At 54.4% G+C, this 19,676-nt stretch carries 18 protein-coding genes; 7 read left to right on the forward strand and 11 right to left on the reverse strand.

Features of this window, described 5'->3' with window-relative positions:
* Window positions 1–41: 41 nt before the first annotated feature.
* Window positions 42–2,492, reverse strand: coding sequence for a TonB-dependent receptor (locus ABD931_RS03455; RefSeq protein ID WP_345263971.1), 2,451 nt, complete (start codon window positions 2,490–2,492; stop codon window positions 42–44).
* Between the two features lie 376 nt (window positions 2,493–2,868).
* On the opposite strand from ABD931_RS03455, the gene ABD931_RS03460 reads away from it, so the two are divergent.
* Complete coding sequence (locus tag ABD931_RS03460) at window positions 2,869–3,792, forward strand: SMP-30/gluconolactonase/LRE family protein (RefSeq protein ID WP_345263973.1); 924 nt, start codon at window positions 2,869–2,871, stop codon at window positions 3,790–3,792.
* 62 nt (window positions 3,793–3,854) lie between these two features.
* Here the strand turns inward: ABD931_RS03460 and ABD931_RS03465 are convergent, their stop codons facing one another.
* A complete protein-coding gene (locus ABD931_RS03465) occupies window positions 3,855–4,328 on the reverse strand; it encodes a Dps family protein (protein ID WP_345263975.1) in 474 nt (157 codons plus the stop codon).
* A 180-nt stretch (window positions 4,329–4,508) separates the two neighbouring features.
* Here ABD931_RS03465 and ABD931_RS03470 point away from each other — a divergent pair, with 180 nt between their 5' ends.
* Together ABD931_RS03470 and ABD931_RS03475 are read left to right on the forward strand one after the other, a co-directional pair.
* Complete coding sequence (locus tag ABD931_RS03470) at window positions 4,509–4,793, forward strand: hypothetical protein (protein WP_345263977.1); 285 nt, start codon at window positions 4,509–4,511, stop codon at window positions 4,791–4,793.
* Between the two features lie 61 nt (window positions 4,794–4,854).
* A complete protein-coding gene (locus ABD931_RS03475) occupies window positions 4,855–5,109 on the forward strand; it encodes a hypothetical protein (protein WP_345263979.1) in 255 nt (84 codons plus the stop codon).
* Between the two features lie 93 nt (window positions 5,110–5,202).
* Here the strand turns inward: ABD931_RS03475 and ABD931_RS03480 are convergent, their stop codons facing one another.
* From ABD931_RS03480 to ABD931_RS03510, 8 genes are all read right to left on the reverse strand, one after another.
* On the reverse strand, window positions 5,203–6,096 hold the full coding sequence (locus ABD931_RS03480) for a bestrophin family protein (RefSeq protein WP_345263981.1): 894 nt from the start codon (window positions 6,094–6,096) through the stop codon (window positions 5,203–5,205).
* Between the two features lie 471 nt (window positions 6,097–6,567).
* Window positions 6,568–6,912, reverse strand: a complete 345-nt coding sequence (locus ABD931_RS29230; protein ID WP_370469302.1) for a class I SAM-dependent methyltransferase — start codon at window positions 6,910–6,912, stop codon at window positions 6,568–6,570.
* Between the two features lie 110 nt (window positions 6,913–7,022).
* Entirely contained in the window at window positions 7,023–7,433 is a 411-nt protein-coding gene (locus tag ABD931_RS03485; RefSeq protein WP_345263983.1) for a VOC family protein, read from the reverse strand.
* Window positions 7,434–7,509: 76 nt separating this feature from the next.
* A complete protein-coding gene (locus tag ABD931_RS03490) occupies window positions 7,510–7,923 on the reverse strand; it encodes an AraC family transcriptional regulator (RefSeq protein WP_345263985.1) in 414 nt (137 codons plus the stop codon).
* 17 nt (window positions 7,924–7,940) lie between these two features.
* The gene (locus tag ABD931_RS03495; RefSeq protein WP_345263987.1) at window positions 7,941–8,186 is read right to left on the reverse strand and encodes a hypothetical protein; all 246 of its coding nucleotides are present in this window, start codon (window positions 8,184–8,186) and stop codon (window positions 7,941–7,943) included.
* A 35-nt stretch (window positions 8,187–8,221) separates the two neighbouring features.
* Entirely contained in the window at window positions 8,222–9,322 is a 1,101-nt protein-coding gene (locus ABD931_RS03500; RefSeq protein ID WP_345263989.1) for a Gfo/Idh/MocA family protein, read from the reverse strand.
* A 101-nt stretch (window positions 9,323–9,423) separates the two neighbouring features.
* Complete coding sequence (locus ABD931_RS03505) at window positions 9,424–10,074, reverse strand: nitroreductase family protein (protein ID WP_345263992.1); 651 nt, start codon at window positions 10,072–10,074, stop codon at window positions 9,424–9,426.
* 13 nt (window positions 10,075–10,087) lie between these two features.
* A complete protein-coding gene (locus tag ABD931_RS03510) occupies window positions 10,088–11,284 on the reverse strand; it encodes a molybdopterin molybdotransferase MoeA (protein ID WP_345263993.1) in 1,197 nt (398 codons plus the stop codon).
* Window positions 11,285–11,456: 172 nt separating this feature from the next.
* Here ABD931_RS03510 and ABD931_RS03515 point away from each other — a divergent pair, with 172 nt between their 5' ends.
* On the forward strand, window positions 11,457–14,270 hold the full coding sequence (locus ABD931_RS03515) for a PVC-type heme-binding CxxCH protein (RefSeq protein ID WP_345263995.1): 2,814 nt from the start codon (window positions 11,457–11,459) through the stop codon (window positions 14,268–14,270).
* Window positions 14,271–14,363: 93 nt separating this feature from the next.
* Window positions 14,364–15,680 carry an FG-GAP repeat domain-containing protein gene (locus ABD931_RS03520; protein ID WP_345263997.1) on the forward strand — a complete coding sequence of 439 codons (1,317 nt, stop codon included), beginning with the start codon at window positions 14,364–14,366 and terminating at the stop codon, window positions 15,678–15,680.
* Between the two features lie 133 nt (window positions 15,681–15,813).
* Here the strand turns inward: ABD931_RS03520 and ABD931_RS03525 are convergent, their stop codons facing one another.
* Entirely contained in the window at window positions 15,814–16,614 is an 801-nt protein-coding gene (locus ABD931_RS03525; RefSeq protein WP_345263999.1) for a sialate O-acetylesterase, read from the reverse strand.
* 214 nt (window positions 16,615–16,828) lie between these two features.
* On the opposite strand from ABD931_RS03525, the gene ABD931_RS03530 reads away from it, so the two are divergent.
* Both ABD931_RS03530 and ABD931_RS03535 read left to right on the forward strand, forming a co-directional pair.
* Complete coding sequence (locus ABD931_RS03530) at window positions 16,829–18,985, forward strand: TonB-dependent receptor (protein ID WP_345264001.1); 2,157 nt, start codon at window positions 16,829–16,831, stop codon at window positions 18,983–18,985.
* 11 nt (window positions 18,986–18,996) lie between these two features.
* Complete coding sequence (locus ABD931_RS03535) at window positions 18,997–19,650, forward strand: tetratricopeptide repeat protein (protein ID WP_345264003.1); 654 nt, start codon at window positions 18,997–18,999, stop codon at window positions 19,648–19,650.
* The last annotated feature ends 26 nt before the right edge of the window (window positions 19,651–19,676 follow it).

Here is a 19,676-nt window from a genome sequence, read left to right on the forward strand (position 1 = left end):
TGGGCGCTACGCAAGTTACAAAAAAGTGGGTGTAGCGACGGCTAAAACTCGCCTTCACTGTTCTCCCGAACTTTTTTCTTGGCTTGCCGCAGGCGGTAGTTGAATGTCAGGTTAATTTGCCGCAACCGGCCCTGTGAGTTGGTTTCGGTGTAGAAATTACCGCCTTCGGTGATAGACCGGAACCGGCGCGAGTTGAACACGTCCAGGACGTTGAGGGTAATGGTGGCATTGTTGTTCAGCACATCTTTGCTGAAGGCCAGATCGAGCGTGGCAATGGCTTTGGCAAAACCCTGGGGTGTTTGCCGGGGCGCTTCGTAGTTGCCCCGCAACTGAAAATCGGCGTTTTTCCAGACCGTAAACCGCGACGTCATGCGGGTAAACCAACTGTAGGTATCACTTTGAAAGCGCGCATCCAGGTTACCGCCGTTGGTAACGGCCCGGAAAAAGTTGAAGCTGCCGTCCAGCTTCCACCATTTGTACGGAGCCAGCGAACCGGTAAATTCGGCACCGTAGGAGTCTTCCGTTGCCAGGTTCTCCGGCCGGGTATTGGCATTGCCCTGGTCGTCGACGCGCCGGATGCGGATGATTTTGCCGTTGGTATGGCGGTAATACAACGAGGAGCTAATCGACCCTTTTTCAACGTATTTAATGTGGCCGACTTCGAAGGCGTTGGTAAATTCCGGATTCAGGTCGGGGTTACCGCTGAAAAAGTTGCGGCTGTCGCTGAAGGTCATAAACGGGCTCAGGTCATTGTATTGCGGCCGGCGAATCCGGCGGCTGTAGCTTAGTTGCAGGGCATGTTGCCGGGGCAGATTGTAGGTGACGTGCGCGCTCGGAAACAAGTTGGCGTAGCTGCGGGGGTTCACCTCCTTGGTTTGCCGGAGGGTGGTGGTTACCCCTGTCCACTCGGCCCGCAGACCAGCCTGGTAGGAGAGTTTGTGCGTTTTGTTGCCGATGATGCCGTACAGGGCGTGGATATTCTCCTCGTACAGAAAATCGTTGGTCAGGCCGGGCAGGGGCCGCCAGCCGCCGTCCTGGGTTTGCTCCCGAACAGTATAATCGTTCGTCATGTCGCGGGAACTGCTGCGCAGGCCGGCCTCGAACTTACCGTCTTTGGCAAACGGCTGCACATAGTCCACCTGGAACAGGAATTGCTTTTCGGTTTCGTCGTTGAGCGAACGTTGCAGGAGAGCGGGGATTTTCGAGGGGCTACCATCGGGGTTCAGCGTCTTCTGCGTAAAGTACTGATCTGAGCTTTCCCAGTTGTCGAGGTAACGAACGTCGGCGGTGAGTTCGTGACCCTGACGGGTAAAGGTTCGTTTGTAGCTGACGACGTATTCGGAGTTGGGTTCCGTTTCAGTCTCGTCCTGGGTACGCAGGGTAATACCGACCAGATTGTTGGTGTTGGACACATAGTCCCGGTAGCGGATATCCGAATACCGCTTACCCTTGCTGATACGCCAGGTATAAGAACCCGTCAGGACGTTTTTCGGATTGATATAATAATCGATACCCGCCCGGGCGTTGTTGTTCTGGCCGGTCAGGCGGCTAGTCGAGTTCTGGCGGGTGATAAAGGTCGAATCATTGCGGTAGAGCTCCTGATAGAGGTCGCTCCGGCCGGGTGTATTACGATACGAGGCCGTGTAGTTGACAAAGAAATTCAGGTTCCTGCGACGGTAGTTGACGTTGGCAGCTGCCCCGAAATTGGCCGGGTTGCCGGTAATGATGTCGAAGGAGCCGTTGAATCCCTGCTTCTGGTCTTTTTTCAGAATGATGTTGATGATGCCGCCCATGCCTTCGGCTTCGTAGCGGGCCGAGGGGTTGGTGATGACTTCGATCCGCTCAATCATGCTGCCCTGCAACTGCTGAAGCCCACTGCCGCCTTTAAGGCTGACCAGGCCCGAAGGCCGCCCATCGATCAGGATGCGCACACTATTGCTGCCACGCAGGCTGACATTACCCTCCACATCGACGGCCACGGAAGGCACGTTCCGCAGAATATCAGCCGCCGTGCCGCCCGCGTTGGACAGGTCTTTGCCCACGTTGAAGATTCGTTTGTCCAGCGCTAGTTCCATTGAACTTTTTTCGGCCTGCACCACCACTTCTTCCAGCGTGTTCGCGGTCGAGGTGAGTTTAACCGTACCCAGGTTGAAGGGAGCGCTGCCCCGCGCCAGCGTGATGGCCTCTGTTTTGTGCGCTTTGTAGCCCATAAAATCCAGCAGGGCGTAATAGCTGCCCGCTGGAGCATCGAGGGCGAATTCGCCCGTTTCGCTGGTGATGCCTCCCGTCACCAGCTTGTTATCGGCACTGGTAAACAGCCGGATATTGGCGTAGGCGAGTGGCGCATTGGTCTGGGCATCCAGTACCTTGCCGATCAGTTTGAATTTATTGCCGGGTTGGGCGTATAGGGTGGAGCCCGTAAGCAATGCACAAATCAGGAGAAAGACAAAGGCAAATGAGACGCGGGTTGAGGTAGTCGTTTTCAAAGACATTACAGGAATAAAGCGTTACTTTCTTTAATCAGAAAGCACCGCCTACCGCTGATTTTACTCAGTTTAGATGCGCCCAACGTTATAATTTGAACCATTCTCGTACGCTGCCCGGGCGTTTGGCCAGCCAGCTATAAGCTAGCCCCAGAATCCCATTGACCAGTATACCTGTTAAGAGTATAGCGGCCCTTCCCTTAAAACTCATTGCATTGATACCGATTGCCAACGTTATGAGCCAGATGATTACCATCAGCAGCGTTATTAATGCTTTTTTGACTCTTAACATCGTTACATTACGTAATGCGCTTATTTTTGAGCAGCAAAACCCAGCTCCGGAAGAATTCAATTCCTGTATCGAATGTACGTTAAATCCTTAATCATGAAAAACTATTGCAGAGCAAGTCTCGTTGCTACAACGATTCTCACCGCTTCTATAACAGCCTTCAGCCAGCAAACCAGTGGGCCTATTCCCGATTCTGTCCGGGTGGTGGCCCCCGGCGCTACGGTGCAGCGGGTCTCCAGCCAGTTTTCGTTTACCGAAGGGCCGGCAGCCGATAAAAGAGGCAATATCTACTTCACCGATCAGCCCAACGACAAAATCTGGAAGTACGACACCGACGGTAATTTGTCGCTGTTCATGGATAAAACCGGCCGTTCCAACGGCATGTACTTCGACAAAAAAGGCAACCTGATTGCCTGCGCCGACGAGAAGAATGAACTATGGTCCATCAGCCCGAAAAAGGAAGTGACCGTTTTGATGAGCGACTATCAGGGAAAAAAGGTGAACGGCCCCAACGACCTGTGGATTGACCCCAAAGGCAATATTTACTTCACCGATCCTTATTACCAGCGGGACTGGTGGGAGCGGAAAAAGCCGGATCTGGAAGGAAAGCACGTGTACTTCTTACCCAAAGGCCGGAAAGAGCCGCTGCCGGTGGCTACCGATCTGAAACAGCCCAACGGCATTATTGGTACGCCCGACGGCAAATACCTGTACGTGGCTGATATTGGCGACCGCAAGACCTACAAATACGAAATCAGCAAAGACGGTACGCTGACCAACCGCCAACTGTTTGCCCCGATGGGTTCCGACGGCATGACGCTCGACAGCCAGGGAAATGTGTATGTAACCGGGCAAGGGGTGACCATCTTCGACCCGAACGGCAAAAAAATTGGGAACATACCGGTTCCGTCGCGGTGGACCGCCAACGTGACCTTTGGCGGCAAAGACCGTAAAACCTTGTTCATCACCGCAACAGAGTCGGTGTACACCGTGCCAATGCAGGTGAGGGGGGTGAAATAGCCAATAAAAAGCCCCCGGTGCCTGGCAGAAGGCAGGCACCGGGGGCTTACATACCAGTTCGCTTACGACAAATACTTCCGCAGCATCCAGGCCATAGCCTCGTGGGCTTCCATCAGGCCGGTCAGGAAATCGGCGGTGCCGGCATCGTTCAGCTCCTCGTCGCAGGTCTGTACATCCTGGCGCAGTTCCCGCACCACCTGTTCGTGGTCGTTCAGCAGGTTTCTGAACATCTCGGCGGTGTCTTTTGGTGAACCTTCATCTTCCTGAAGGCTCGTTGCCTGCAGGAACTGGTGCATGGTCGACACCGGCTTACCGCCCAACTGCCGGATGCGTTCGGCTACCTGGTCGATTTCTGCTTCAAGGGCATTATACTGCTTCTCGAAAAATTCGTGGTATTCCATAAAATTCGGACCCGCTACATTCCAGTGGTATTTGCGGGTTTTGATGTAGAGCACGTGCAGGTCGGCCAGAAAGGCGTTCAGTAACTCATTGTCCTGTTTAAGGACGTCAGATTCAAGACCAATATTCGGTTGCATACCCGTGTTGTTATGTTGAGCTATGCTGTTTCAACTGCTTGTGTGCGTATATTGTTTGTCAAGGGCAGGGTACCTTACATTTACAAAAAAGCCATGGGTTACCCAATTATTAGTGAGTATATTGTCATTATTTAAATATCTTCTTATGTTACAGCCTGATTTAAAAACCAACTATATCCTATGGCCCGAAAAATCAACATACGCCTGACCGGAAAAGCAGAAATGTTTTTAAAACGAATGGAACAGGACGGGTACGACGAGGCCGGCATCCTTGCTATGGCCCTGGGCATTCTGGAGGAAGTAGTCGAGACAAAACGGGTTGCCAGGATTGTGAAGGGCACTGAAAAAAGTAAACGACCGGTTGTGGAGTATTTTTACACCCTGACTGATGAAGAAGAAATACCGCTTCTGGATGAGGATTACGAAGAAGATGAAGCTCCTGATGGTCTTTCCCTGGCCAGTTAATACCGGCTTTCACGTGTAATGCCGGTTTACTCCTTTAACACACATAAACACTTGTTCAGGTATGCGTACAGGAAGAATTCCCGCCATTTCAGGTGTCCAGCAGGGCAGAGTTTCCTCCCTGCGCAAATATGTCGCCCTGCTGGCGCTGATCGCTTATTTTAGTTTGCTCGCCTTTATCGTGTATATGGCCTACAACAGTGCCAACCGGGAAGAGTTTGACCGGACTATGCAGTTGTTTACTACCACAGCGGGTATACTGGGTGGGGTGGTAGGAGCCATTGTCGGTTTTTACTTCCGGGAAGAGAAGTTCTCCTGATTGTTTGTTTACCTACTTCCCGCCTTTCCGGTTGCTGCGATTCACAGGCAGAAACCAGAAAGCATAACTGACCATTGGAGATTTGGTGACTGATTACAAAATATAAAAGGCTGACGGTTGAGCGGCTTCCGGCACTTTCTGCTCGCCGAGCAATTGCCGGATGTTAATATCGATGGTAATGGCAATGGCCGTAACCGAGACATCGCTGGGACGGTTGCGGAATGGGTCCTGCAGATGATACGCGCTCTTCTCGATCATAAAAAACGCCAGGGCTATAACCAGCAGCAGTGGTATTTTGAAGTATGGCTCCACGTCCTGCAGCGATATGGACAGCGTTACAACAAACAGGTAGATAATAAAATGTAGAAACTGGCGGTAGGTTGAGGGAAAGATCGTACCGTTGATACGCTCGGCTTTTCCCATAGAATCGCATAACCGCACCAGTGTTTTATCCAGATGCACGTGGGTGAATACGTCGATTTCGTCGCGCTGCCGCAGGGCTCTTATCTCCAGTGCGTTGAGCTGCAGCATGGCCAGCGGTTTGTTGAGGTGCCGACCGACTTCCTGCTGATCTTCTTCTGACAGCAGATGGCCGATGCCTTCCTGCGGATTCAACCCCCGGAGCGACCGGCCAAGCGAATAGCACCAGGCAATTTGCCGGTAGGCGATCCGCCGGATTACCTCCCGCTCATCCTGCCCAAAAAAAGACTGCATCTGAATGACCAGGCTCCGGGAGTCGTTGACAATGGCTCCCCACACTTTCCGGGCTTCCCACCACCGGTCATACGATTGATTCATCTTAAACGACAGCAGGATAGAAATGGCAGTTCCCAGAAAAACCGGGATTGACAACGGCATCTCGGGTAGGTACCGGTGCGATTTCTCGGTGAGGTAGTACGTGAGCAGGCTGACCAGCAAAACAATGAGGAGGTCATATTTTACACTAGTCAGGATATACCTGATGGGTATGTTCTTGTCGAGGAGCATCCGATCAAAACGTTGTTTTTATCATAACTATGTAATACTGGTTGTGTTACATCGTTGATGAGCCGGGGTCGCTTGTTGACCGGCGATAACTTAGAATTTACTTTTAATGTATGGTGCTCGCTGGCTTACCGGATACATGCCGGGCTGCGCTTCCAGGCTTCTCTGTCCGGGCGGAAAACGGCACAGCGATCTTCGCTAAATGGCTGTTCTTCGACAAACCGGTACCCCAGCCGCTCAGAGAACCGATGGGCGCTAACATTGGTCACTAAGGGATCGATTAGAAGAGCGGTATCCAGCTTACCTGAAAGCAGCGGTCAATAGCTAAGGTCGTCATCTGAGTGCCGTAGCCTCTGCCCAGGTCCTGTGCTTTTGGGGCTGCTCATCCCAATGTTGGAGCAGGGCCAGATCCTATACCGTGGCGGGGTGGAGGGATATACAATGGAGTAGCATGAGGCCTGTTGCAGGTTCAGTTCAGCAAAAACTTTTCTCAGATTTTAACGGCACTGAAATTGCGCTCAATAAGGAGGATTCTTCGGCTGCCTCACAGACGACAGGCGCAGTGGGAAAATTCTGCCGGTAAGCTTTAACCATAGTGGGTGATGCATCGAGGCCGTAGACGGTCATGCCTTCCTCCATCAACATGCTGGAAATAGGTATGCCCGTTCCACAACCGAGGTCCAGCACTGTAGCCGGTTGGGGTATTGTCCGGACCCAGGCACGTACGGTAGACGTGCCGATGCCATTAACAGCTTGTCCGCGACACTTGCTGAAATGGGTCGCTACAGCTTCATACCCATTTGATCTGTCTTTGGCCATAGATAAAGAGCGGCTACAATTTTGGGATTACGTGAAAGTATTGTTTAGGTGGGGATTTACTAATGCCCAATCCGAACTAAAAATCAGGTACCTGATTAGCCGTTCTGCCCTTATTTCTTCTGTCCCAGTGAGAACCAGTTGCCGGAGTCATCGACGAACAAGGCTTCATAGCCGTAGAACTCCCTAGTCGGTGGCTTTTTGAAAACGACACCTTTGGCTTTCAATTCTTCATAGGTGGCGTTCAAATCATTGCACTCAAAAACGCCGAAACCAAAGGTACCCTGTTTTACCAACTCCCGCATCTGGGCAGCCGCGTCGCCTTTGAAGATGATGCCTTCTTCAATGGGCATTAAGGTAATTTCCAGTTCAGGCTGGTCGGGCGGGCAGACGGTCAGCCAGCGCATGCCGGGACCCATAGGCGCATCGGTATGAACGGTGAAACCGAGTTTATTTACGTAAAAATCGTAGGCGCTGTCCTGGTTGAGCACATAAATGCTGACGTGACTTAATTTTCGGATCATTGTTTTTTTCGTTTGGTTGTGGGGCAAAAGTCTGCAATGATGCCTTGAATCACTTCTTGAAAATTGCTTTTTTAGGTCAGTCCTTCTGTTCAACAAAACAGTTCGGAATAAACCGTAAGGGCTGCTGTTTGATGAGTTTTTGCCTTTCGTGGTATTGTTGCTGGTAAACAGATGGCGATACGTTCAGGTATCGCCGAAAGAGTCCGGTAAAGGAGCTAAGGCTGTCAAAACCAACCAGAAAGCAGGTTTCGGTCACTGACGTTCCCTGTTGTAAATGCAGTTTAGCCTTTTCGATCCGCACGCTGGTCAGATACTGGTGCGGGGTTTTACCGTAAATGGTTTTGAAGAGCCGGATGAAATGGAACTTGGAAAAGTAAGCTTCGTCGGCTATGTTGTTGAGGTCAAGGGCTTCGCCAAAATGACTGTCGATAAACAGCTTCGCCTGAACGATTCGCTTGTACAGGTAGATTTTAGGATATGTATCGTTCATGAACTGTTGGGCCGGTATTACTCGTACCCAATCTCCGTCAGATAGGGCAGGTATGGCTCCAGTTTATCGGTGGAGCGGAAGGCCGTTACCTGCCGGAGCTTGTTGGTGTAGGCATCGTGGCGCAGTTCGACAAAGAATTCGTCGAGGCTGTAGAGCAGGTAGATAAATTCGTCTTCGTACCGGTTGGCCAGCAGGTCACCCTCAAAGTAGAGGATGTCCAGCTGGCGCTCGGTCGATAGTTCAGTGAAGTCGGCGGGTAGCATGGCGTTTGGTTTGATAGGCCGAAACTAAGCAATCCTTACAGAATAACCCGCTTGCCGGAGTCGGCAGCTTTGTAGATCGCTTCCACAATCCGGATGTCGCGCAGCCCTTCTTCGCCCGGTGCCCGCATGGGCTTGTTCTGCATAATGCTCATGGCATCGTTGTCCATCTGGTTCGCCTGTTGCCAGGGCACCTGATATTGGTGGTGAAATTCGCCCAGCGGACTGCTGCCTTTCTGACCGGCATAGCCCTGATACGGCTCTACCTTGATGTCGCCTTTTTCGCAGTTAATATGCAGGAAGTTAACGCTTCGGCCAAACGTGGTTTCAATATCGGCCAGCACCCCGCCCGGAAACTCCAGCGTGGCTACGCAGGTCTCGGCCAGTCCGTTCCTGTAAATCTCCGGCCGGGTGGTTGAGGTCTTGGCCGAGACAATGGCAATCGGCTCCATGCCGGTACCCAGCCGGGCGCTCTGGATGGAGTAGACACCCATATCGTGCATAACCCCGCCGCCCATTTCTTTGCTTTGTTTCCAGTGGTTGGTGCGGTTCTCGCGGTAGCCGGCAGCCGAGTTCAGCTTTTGTACCTTACCCAGCAGTTTCTGATTCACAATCCGGCGAAACTCCTGCGTATTGGGTTCGTGCTGCAGCCGGTAGCCAATCGCCAGCGACCGTTTGTTTTTCCGACAGGCATCAATCATATCCTGGCACTCTCTGGCATACACCGCCATCGGCTTTTCGCACCAGACATGCTTGCCCGCGTTGGCCGCCCGAATTACAAATTCCCGGTGCATTGAGGGCGGCAGCACCACGTACACCACATCGATATCCGGGTTATTGGCAATCTGATCGAAATTCTGGTAAGTATAAATGTTCTTGTCCGGGATGTTATATTTCTGTTTCCAGGCCTCGGCTTTCGCCGGCGTACCCGTCACGATTCCGGCGAGGTAGCAGTTTTTGGTCTGTTGCAGGGCCGGGGCCAGCAGATCGGTGCTGTAGTAGCCTAGACCCACCAGTGCTACGCCCAGACGCTCTTTCTGCCGGCTGGTGGCCGAAAGCAAGACATGGGGCGAAAACAGGGTAGCGGCACCGCCTAAAGTCAGGGATTTGAGGACGTCTCTGCGGGAAATAAAGGTCATCTGTTGAGAGGTTTGGGTTGACAAGAGCTAAGTAACACGAAAAGTTGGGAAAAGGCAAGGAATGTACGGACCAGCGGGACGCGGGTCCGTACATTCCGGCATCAATACCACACCAACACCTCGTCCTTCTCCTTGCGCTTAATATCCGGTACGGTCGCATCGGGGGCGGGGTAGCCGACGGGGATCAGCAGGAACGGCTTTTCGTTGGCGGGGCGGTTGAGCAGCTTGGTCAGGAAATCCATCGGGCTGGGTGTGTGGGTAAGGGCCACCAGGCCGGCGTCGTGAATGGCCGCCAGCAGAAAGCCGCAGGCCAGCCCGACCGATTCCGTGACGTAATAGTTGTTGCGCTTTTGCTCGCCTTTCAGCTCGTAAATACGGCGGAAGACGATGATGAGCCAGGGGGCGGTTTCCAGGAAAGGCTTTCGCCAGTCGGTGCCGAGGGGGGCCAGGTCTTCCAGCCATTCGGGCGACATACGGCCGTGGTAGCTGCGGTATTCTTCGGCCTCGGCGGCTTCCCGAATTTGTCGTTTCAGATCCGGGGTGCCCACCACACAGAAGGTCCACGGCTGCTTGTTGGCGCCCGAGGGCGCGGTGGATGCCGTCATAATCAGGTTTTCGATGACGGCACGGGGAACGGGCTGGTCGGTAAAATCGCGAACGGTGCGCCGGGTATCCATAAAGGCGTAATAGTCGGCGCTGCGCTGGTACAGGTCGGCTTCGGTGGGGAGTTGAGCGGGTTGGTAGGGTAACATAGGTGGCAGGGTGTCAGCTGAACGTCAATATTAGGAATACTTCCCCGGCCTTAAAATCGGACTGCTCGGCTGGTAGTTCCAGAAAACCATCGGCGTCGATGAGGTTGGCGTAGTCTCCGGAGCCGCTGCCGGGTAGCGGCTGGGCGAGCTGGCTTCCGTCGGGCTGACTGATTAGCTTAACAGGGAGAAAATACGTCAGCGCCGGCTTAAAAGTCACCGGTTCGGCTAATGTGGCAAAACGGGTATACTCCGACTGGCAGCCCATTGATGCGTGCAGAAACGGCAGCAGGTAGCGGTAGAGGCACATGGTGGTGGAAACCGGATTGCCGGGAAGGCCAAAAACCACCTTGCCGGCATCGGTGGTGCCGAACCAGAGCGGCTTGCCGGGGCGCTGGGCAATCTTATGGAAGCGCTCCCGAACGCCGAGGTCCATCATGACCCCCGGCACAAAATCGGCCATGCCCGCCGATACGCCCCCACTCAGAATCAGGAGGTCGTTTTTCTGCAAAATGGTTGCCAGCCCGGCCGTCATTTTCGCCTGATCGTCGGGCAGGTGGTTCAGCGAGGCTTCGATGCCCAGGGTTTGCAGGGCGGCATACAGCATATAGGTGTTGGAGCCACGAATCTGGTGGAGCAGTGGGGTTTCATCGACGCCCACCAGTTCGTCGCCGGTCGAGATCAGCGCGATACGGGGCAGGGCGCTTACCGCAACCGTCGGTTTTCCCACCGAGGCCAGCACGGCAATTTCGGTCGGTCGGAGTCGGGTACCGGCCGGTAACAGCAATTCACCTGCCTGTCGGTCGGTCGCCTGGCGGTGAACATTCTGGCCCGCCTGAATTTCGTCGATGGCGATGGTAGCCACGCCATTGGCGACTGTGATGTCTTCGTAGCGTATAACGGTATCCGTGCCATCGGGCAGTACGGCTCCGGTCATCACTTCCAGGCATTCATCCGGTGTGGTGAGGGTAAACAGCGGCTGACCGGCAAATTGGGTGCCGATAATGGGGAAGGTACGCTGCCCACCGGCAAAGGCTTCGTAGCGAATGGCGATGCCGTCCATCGTTACCCGGTCGAAGGGCGGAAAATCGCGGTCGGCGCGGATGTCTTCACGCAGGACGCGGCCGACGGCCTGGGTCAGCGGGACAGTTTCGGTGGGTAAGGGAAGTGTATAGGTCAGAATCCGGGAGAGGGCTTCGGCAACGGATAGCATGGTGGCTGGTTGATTGAGTAATTGGTTGAACGGGTATAGTCCGCTTTGGCAATGGGTGGTCAAATTACAATTTCCCGGTGATTTGTGGTAAAGAATGTCCGGTGATTTGGCTGCAACGGATTTTCTTCTAATTTTATCCTGCATATTCCTAACTCCGATCAGATTTATTCCCATGTACTTCTTTCGTTTGGTACGTATTCCTGTTTTGCTGACGCTTCTGTATACTACACAAGTTTTTAGCCAGAACCAGCCGGCTAAACCGGCGTCCTCTCCGGCAGTCGAGCGCTTTGACCGGGATTATGAACTGGAGGCCACCATGCTGGGGTATTTTGGCAAAGACGGTGCCCGCAATCCTACGCTGAAAGCGAACAAAGGGGATAAGGTGCGGATTACCATCAGAAATGGTGAGCAGATGACGCACGACATTGCCCTGGAAAAACTCGGCCTGAAAAGTAAGACGATTTTGGATAAGGGTGCCCGCACCAGCATCACGTTTACCGCCGGCCAGAGCGATACGTATTATTGCACGGTACCCGGCCACCGAACCGCCGGCATGGTCGGCAGTTTTGAGGTAGTAGAGGGCGTAATCTCTGATATTACGATAGCTGGACAGGTACCCTTGAAGAACAATCTGCCCCTCAACCTGAGTTTCGAAAGCGGGAGCCTGAAAGACTGGACCGCTACCGGCGATGCGTTTACAAGCCCATTGTACGACCAGGATCCGTCACCGGTGCATGAAAAAGAGATGCATATCGGCTACGAGGGTAAGTATTTTCTAAGCAGTGGCGGCAACACTAATTATAAACTGACGGGCACGTTAACATCGGTGCCGTTTACGGTCACCCAGCCGTTTGCCGCGTTTCGGGTGTCGGGTGGAGCCTTGCAGGATACCCGCGTTGAACTGGTTGAGGCAAGCACCAACAAGGTTATTTTCCAGATAACCGGGCAGGGCCGGGCCACGCTGCAGCCGGTAGTGGTTGATATGCAGTCGTACCTGAACAAAGAGATTTTTATCCGGATCATCGACAACGAAACTGGCATCTCGCAGATACCCTACATCCCCAACGATAAGTGGGCGCACATCAATTTCGACGATTTTCGGTTCTACGCCAGCCGCCCCAGCTTCCCCAACGAACTGAAACCAAAAGACATCATCATACTGCCACCGCTCGATCCGGTGCTGAACGCCGGGCTTTCCGGCACCGAAGCGGCCAAAGCCATGACCTTGCCCCGGGGCTTTAAACTAACACTAGGGGCTGCCGAGCCGACTATCATCCGCCCAATCGCTTTCACTATCGACTGGCGGGGCCGGTTGTGGGTGGTCGAAGGACACACTTATCCCGTTCCGGCTCCGGAAGGTCAGGGCCGCGACCGTATTCTGATCTTTGAGGATACAAATGGTGATGGTACGCTTGACAAACGGAAGGTCTTTATGGAAGGGCTGAACCTGGTCAGTGGTATCGAAGTCGGCATGGGTGGGGTGTGGCTGGGCGCGGCTCCCTACCTGTTGTTCATCCCGGCCGATTTTAAAACCGACAAGCCGACCGGGCCGGTCCAGAAACTTCTCGACGGCTGGGGTACGCAGGATACCCACGAAACCCTGAACAGCCTGCGCTGGGGACCCGACGGCTGGCTGTACGGCAATCATGGCGTATTTACCCACTCCAATGTCGGCAGGCCGGGCGCACCGGATTCGGAGCGGACGAAGATCAACGCCGGAGTCTGGCGGTATCACCCAACCCGGCACCAGTTTGAAGTGTTTGCCGAAGGAACGAGCAACCCCTGGGGTATTGACTTCAACGACTACGGCCATGCGTTTATCACTGCCTGCGTCATTCCGCATATGTACCACATGATTCAGGGCGGACGCTACCAGCGGCAGGCCGGCAAGCATTTTAACCCCTACACCTACGACGATATAAAAACCCACGCCGATCATGTACACTGGGTAGGGGAACGCGGACCCCATGCCGGGAACTTCCGGTCGGCCTCGGCGGGTGGGGGGCATGCCCATGCCGGGGCAATGGTGTATCTGGGTGGTAGCTGGCCGCAAGAGTACCGGAACACCATTTTCATGAACAACATCAACGGTGCCCGGCTGAACAACGACCAACCCAGCCGCTCGGGTTCAGGGTATTTGGTTACCCATAAACCGGATTTTCTGGCCATGAACGACTCCTGGTCCCAGTGGCTGAACATGAAATACGACCCCAGCGGCTCGGTCTGGGCTATCGACTGGTACGATAAAAACCAGTGCCACAGTGCCAACCCGGATGTACACGACAAGACGCTGGGCCGGATTTTCAAGATTACCCACGAAAACGATAAATGGGTACAGGCCGATTTGTCGAAGGCATCGGATATGGAATTGGTCAACTACCAGCTGCACACGAACGAATGGTATGTACGGCAGGCCCGAACGCTTTTGCAGGAGCGCGGCCCGAACAAAAAAGTGCATAAGGCACTGAAGGAGATTCTCGCCAAAAATCCGGATGTGACCCGTAAGCTGCGGGCGCTCTGGACCTTGCACGTGACAAAGGGTATTACTGAAAAAGAGCTAACCGATCTGTTAACGCATGAGAATGAATACGTTCGTAGCTGGGCCATTCAGCTTCTGGCGGAGGACAAAGCCGTTACCCCCGAAACGCTGAAACGCCTGGCCGCCTTAGCCCAAACGGATAAATCGGCCCTGGTCCGGCTCTATCTGTCTTCGGCTATGCTCCGGCTGGAGCCCGCCCAGCGGTGGGAGGTACTGGAGGCCCTGGCGCAGCGGGCGGAAGACAAAGACGATCACAATCAGCCCCTGATGGTCTGGTATGCGGTCGAACCACTCGCTGCGGTCGATGCGAAACGGGCGCTTCAACTGGCAGAGAAAGCCAAATTGCCAAAGATCCTGCCGTTTATGATTCAGCGCATCGGAGCCATTGGTTCAGAGGATTCAAAAAAGCTTTTACGCGAATACAACGACCGGCTGGGGAAGCTGTAAGTATTTGTAAAACGGAGTTATACTCCGTTCGTTTGTGTACAATGGAGTTTAACTCCGTTCTTCTCACAGGCATAAACCGTTAAGCTACCAAATATGATGGACTTACTAGAAAAAACGACCAAGGGCAGTACAACGGAGTGCAACTCCGTTGTACTGGCGCTGCTCCTGCTTGCCGGCTGTTTTACCCAGACATACGGTCAGGAGAAAACCATGTTTGATGTTCGCAAACAACAGGCCGTTAATCAGGCTGACCGGGCTCCGGCCAAACCGGTTGTTCCGGAGGGCAACTTTAAGAAAACAACCCTCACCCGGGATTTTATCTCCGAAGGGGTGGCGGTCGCCGACCTGAACAAAGACGGGAAAATGGACATCGTGGCCGGTTATTACTGGTTTGAAGCCCCCCACTGGACCCGGCACGAACTGGCTCCTTCCCGCGTGTTCGATCCGCGCAAGGAGTACAGCAACTCATTCCTGAATATAGGCATGGACGTAAACCAGGACGGCTGGGACGATGTAGTCATCATTGACTTCCCCGGTAAAGCCGGCTTCTGGTTCGAGAATCCAAAGAGCAAATCCGGCGTCGCTACGCCCGGCGTGGCGACAACCGGCGGATGGAAAAAGCACATCCTGGCTGACTCAGTCGGTATCGCGAATGAGTCGCCGGCCTTTGTGGATATAGACGGTGATGGGCGGCTGGATATTCTGTGCGGAGATCCGGCTAAAAAGCAGATTATCTGGCTGAAATCCCCCTCTAAGCCCGGCGAAACCGAATGGAAGCGGTTTGCCTTGAGTCAGGAAAAGGTACCCGGCACTGAGCCGTTTTCCCACGGCATCGGCTACGGCGATGTCAACAAAGACGGCATTAATGATGTGGTGGTGCGGGAAGGTTGGTTTCAGGGCACCAGGGATAACAAAGCCGGTAATTGGGTGTTTCACCCGGCCAGCCTGGGCGAACCCTGCTCGCACATGCAGGTGCTGGACGTGAACGGCGATGGGAAGAACGATGTCGTCAGCGCGTCGGCGCACGCCCTGGGCGTCTGGTGGTACGAGCAGGTGAACGACGAGCAGGGCAATATCAATTTCCGGACCCACCTGATGAGCAACACCACCGCCCAGACGCACTCCTCGATCATGGCCGACCTGAACGGCGATGGCCGCAAGGACTATATCACCGGCAAGCGCTTTCTGGCGCACCACGGCCGCGACCCCGGCGACAGCGATCCGGCCATTCTGCTGTGGTTTGAGTTCACCCCCGGTAAAGCACCGTATTACAAAGAGCACATCATCGACAACGATTCCGGGGCCGGCCTCAACATCACGGTCCACGACATGAACGGCGACGGCCGGTTAGACATCATTGTGGCTAATAAGAATGGCGTTTTCCTGTTCGAAAATCAGATCAGGAAGTGAGGAAGGATGGACGTTGGAGATTAGACGTTGAACGTTTCTACCGTATTGAAGCTCCATAGCATTGGACCTCCGTTGCGGTTGATTCTGTCTATCGTCTAAAATCTAATGTCCAACGCCAGAGTACAATCGCTCGTCAGCGCGTTGGTTTTATCCGCTTCTTCTGAATGAAAACCTCGGCGTAGCGCCGACCCAGCGTTCTGGCCGAGGGCGTATCAAAGTGGGTGGTATCTCCCTTGTGCGTCAGGCCCGATGCCTCTACGCAGTAGGTGTTTGCTACCTGGCGGGGTAACTGCCGGAGCGTTTCGTTGATTAGCCCGGCACTTGGGTTCCGGTTGACAATAAAGTCGCCCAATGTCCCTACCACAATAGGCACGTCGGGGGCGTTCAGGTCTATACGCAGCCGGGCGATCAGGTCCGCCAGCCGGGTACCGTACGCGCCGGTATTGGCGGGGTTGGAGTCCGACTCACCCTGGTGCCAGAGAATCCCCGCCAACTGTCCACGTTCAAGCGCTTTTTGGGTCCGCCGAATGGCATCATCGTAGGGGTACGACTGGGTGGGTTCATAAAAGGCTCCCGGCTGCCAGGCATTGATGCCGGACCCACCCACAGCCGCCGGTATCAGGCCAATGTTCAGCGTCGGATACTTGTCAGCGATGGCCCTGGCAAAGGGCAGCCCCGGCCCAACACCCACAACGGCCGGTTTATCAAAATGCAACGGAGCGCGGGCCGGTACCCAGGTTTGCTCTTTAGTGAGCATCCAGATGCGCGGGTGAGGTTGCTGATCTTCCGCTTCGGGAATTCCTCGCCCGGCCATGTTCGATTGTCCAATGAGCAGAAACAGATGCAGGCGGGCGGGAACGTCCTGCCGGAAGGCTACAGTCATTCCCAGGGTGAGCAGGCCCAGCAACAGGTGGGCCAATCGGGTACGGTTCATGGCGGTTATTTCCACTATAAAGGGGCTGGGCCTCCGGTTTTACTTTCAAAAGTGGAGCCTGTCGGCTTCCAACAGATTCGATTCGGCAGCGCTTCGTAAAGCTTTAGCCCACACTTTTCACAATTCAGCCGCCCGATTCAACAGTACGGTTTCTATTTTTTTCGCGAGCCCCGCCCATCCATGACCTTTGAGCAACAAATACGCACAAAGGCGCATGAAAAACTGGATACTGGTTGTCGGTCTTCTTTTTACATTACCCGCTTTTGGGCAGGTAAAAATTTCCGGCACCGTTACCGACAGCAGAGGTGGCGCGTTACCCGGTGCGAGCATTTTCCTGAAAGATACCTACTGCGGAGCCAGCACAAATGAACAAGGAGAATTCAGCTTCACGACTACCGAAAAGGGGTCCCAAATATTGGTCATTTCCATGCTGGGGTATAAGGAAGTGCAGCGGCCGGTAACGCTGAATCAGAATGCCATTGTCGTTACGGTAAAGCTGGAAGAAGCTATCAACAAACTGGCTGGTGTTACCATTACCGCCGGCAGCTTTGAGGCCGGCGACGAAAAGAAGGGGGTTATGCTGAAGCCGCTCGACATTGTCACCACCGCCAGCGCAGTGGGCGACCTGGCGGGGGCCATCAATACCCTGCCCGGTACCCAGAAAAACGGTGAATCCGGGCGGCTGTTTGTGCGCGGAGGAGCCGGCAACGAAGCCCGGCTGTTCATCGACGGCCTGTATGCGCAGAATCCGTTTCAGTCTTCGGCCCCCAACCTGCCCACCCGTACCCGCTTTTCCCCGTTTATTTTTAAAGGTACCAACTTCAGCACCGGCGGTTATTCGGCCGAATACGGGCAGGCGCTCAGCTCTACCCTGGTGCTGAACACCATTGATTACCCCGCCCGGACCCAAACAGACTTCTCGCTGCTGTCGGTGGGCGGGAGCCTGTCGCATACGCAACATAGCCCAAAGACATCCGTAACCGCCGAGGCATCTTACTTTAACCTGGCCCTGTATTTCGGCCTGATTAGCCAGAACGTGCGGTGGACCAAAGCCCCGGTGTCGGCAGACGGTTCGCTGCACATCCGGCAGAAAGTCGGCAAACAGGGGCTGCTGAAGGTATACGCCCTGGGTAACACCGCCAAATCGGCCCTGTTCCAGCCGGACCCGGCAAACATTGAGCGCGAGCGGAGCGTGGCGCTGAACAACCGGTACATGCATCTGAACAGCACCTACCGGGATGCCCTGGGCGAGAAATGGTGGCTGAAAGCCGGACTGGCGTATTCCATTCTGGATGACCAGATTCAGCCGGAGCCGGCCCAGATCAATCGTAAAGAGCGGAGCCTGCACGGCAAGGTAACCCTGGTACACGACCTAAACCAGAATGTCTCGCTAAACATGGGGGCCGAACTCATCTACAGCGGCTACCGCCAAACACACCAGGACAGTGCGCTTCATCAGACTCAAACCAGCTTCTTCGCCGAGAACCTGGCCGGTGCCTTTGTGGAGGCAGATGTTTACCTCACCAGCAAGCTGGTGGCCCGCATCGGCGGCCGGGCCGAATACTCCGGCCTGTTGCAGCGGGGCAACTGGTCACCCCGCATCAATCTGGCGTACAAAACCGGGCTTTACAGTCAGGTGTCGGCGGCTTATGGCTCCTTTTATCAAACGCCGGAGAACGATCTGCTGCGTTATACCAATAACCTGACCTTTGAGCGGGCCGATCACTACATCCTCAACTTCCAGCGGGTTCGTCAGAAGCAGGTATTCCGGGTCGAAACTTACTACAAGCAGTATCGGCAGCTGGTGACGTTCGACCGGGCCGAGGCTGGTTCCTACACCAACAACGGCTACGGTTATGCGCGGGGTGTTGATGTGTTCTGGCGGGATAACAAGTCCTGGCCGGGCACGGATTACTGGGTCTCCTATTCGTTTACCGATACCAAACGCAACTACCGCGACTTCTCGTACCTGCAAGCCCCGTCGTTTGCGTCGGCGCATAACCTGTCGGTGGTTTTCAAGCGCTTTATTGCTCCGCTGAAGTCGCAGGTTGGTTTTACCAACTCCATCACCAGCGGCCGGCCGTATGCCGATCCGAACGCAACGGAAGGGGAGGTGCGCCGAACACCGGTTTACCACGACCTGAGCTTCAACTGGAGTTACCTGCACCGGTCCAGCATCATCCTGTATGCATCGGTGAGTAACGTCACCGGCCGCCGGAATACCTTCGGCTATCTCTACAACCCGACTCCCGACGAAAACGGCATCTACCGCCGGAAAGAAATCGGGCAGGGGGCAACCCGGTTCGTATTCGTGGGCCTGCTGATTACCCTTTCCAAAGACAAATCCGCTAATCAATTAAATAACCTGTAAAACACACACGTATGAAATCGATCACACACGTAATTGCCCTGTTCGCCATTACCCTCTGCACCAGCATCACCGTTTTTGCCAAAGACGGAGCTTACGAAAAAGCCATGACTCAGGCCATTGACGCCCTGTACAACACCAAAAAGGCAGAAGACCTCATTCCGATAGCCAATCAGTTCAACCTGATCGCCCGGAAAGAGACGAAGGAGTGGCTGCCGCTTTATTACGAAGCCTTATCGTACCTTTGGCTGGCGGGCCGTTCGCGCGACGCAGCTAAGCTGAACGGGTATCTGGAGCAGGCCCAGGCGGTGCTGGACAAAGCGCAGGCTCTGAAACCGGAAGAGTCGGAACTGGTGGCCTTGCAGGGTTACCTCTACATGATCAAAGTGGCGAGTGACCCGGCTTCGTACGGACCGACGCTGGCGGGCCAGGCTATTGGTACGTTGCAGAAAGCACACCAGCTTAACCCCGAGAACCCGCGGGCGATGCTGCTGCTGGGGCAGATGCAGGTCGGTACGGCGCAGTACATGGGCGGCTCCACTGCCGAACCTTGCGAATTAGTGGCAAAATCGCGTTCTTATTTCGAAAAAGAACAAGGGCAGGCCGATCTGATGCCCAGATGGGGACTGTCTATGGTAGGGAAGGTGATGGAGATGTGTGGGAAGTGAGTTCGCCCTACCGAAAAGCAGCCAAT

It is taken from the genome of Nibrella viscosa (assembly GCF_039541875.1).
GTDB classification, from domain to species: Bacteria; Bacteroidota; Bacteroidia; order Cytophagales; family Spirosomataceae; genus Nibrella; species Nibrella viscosa.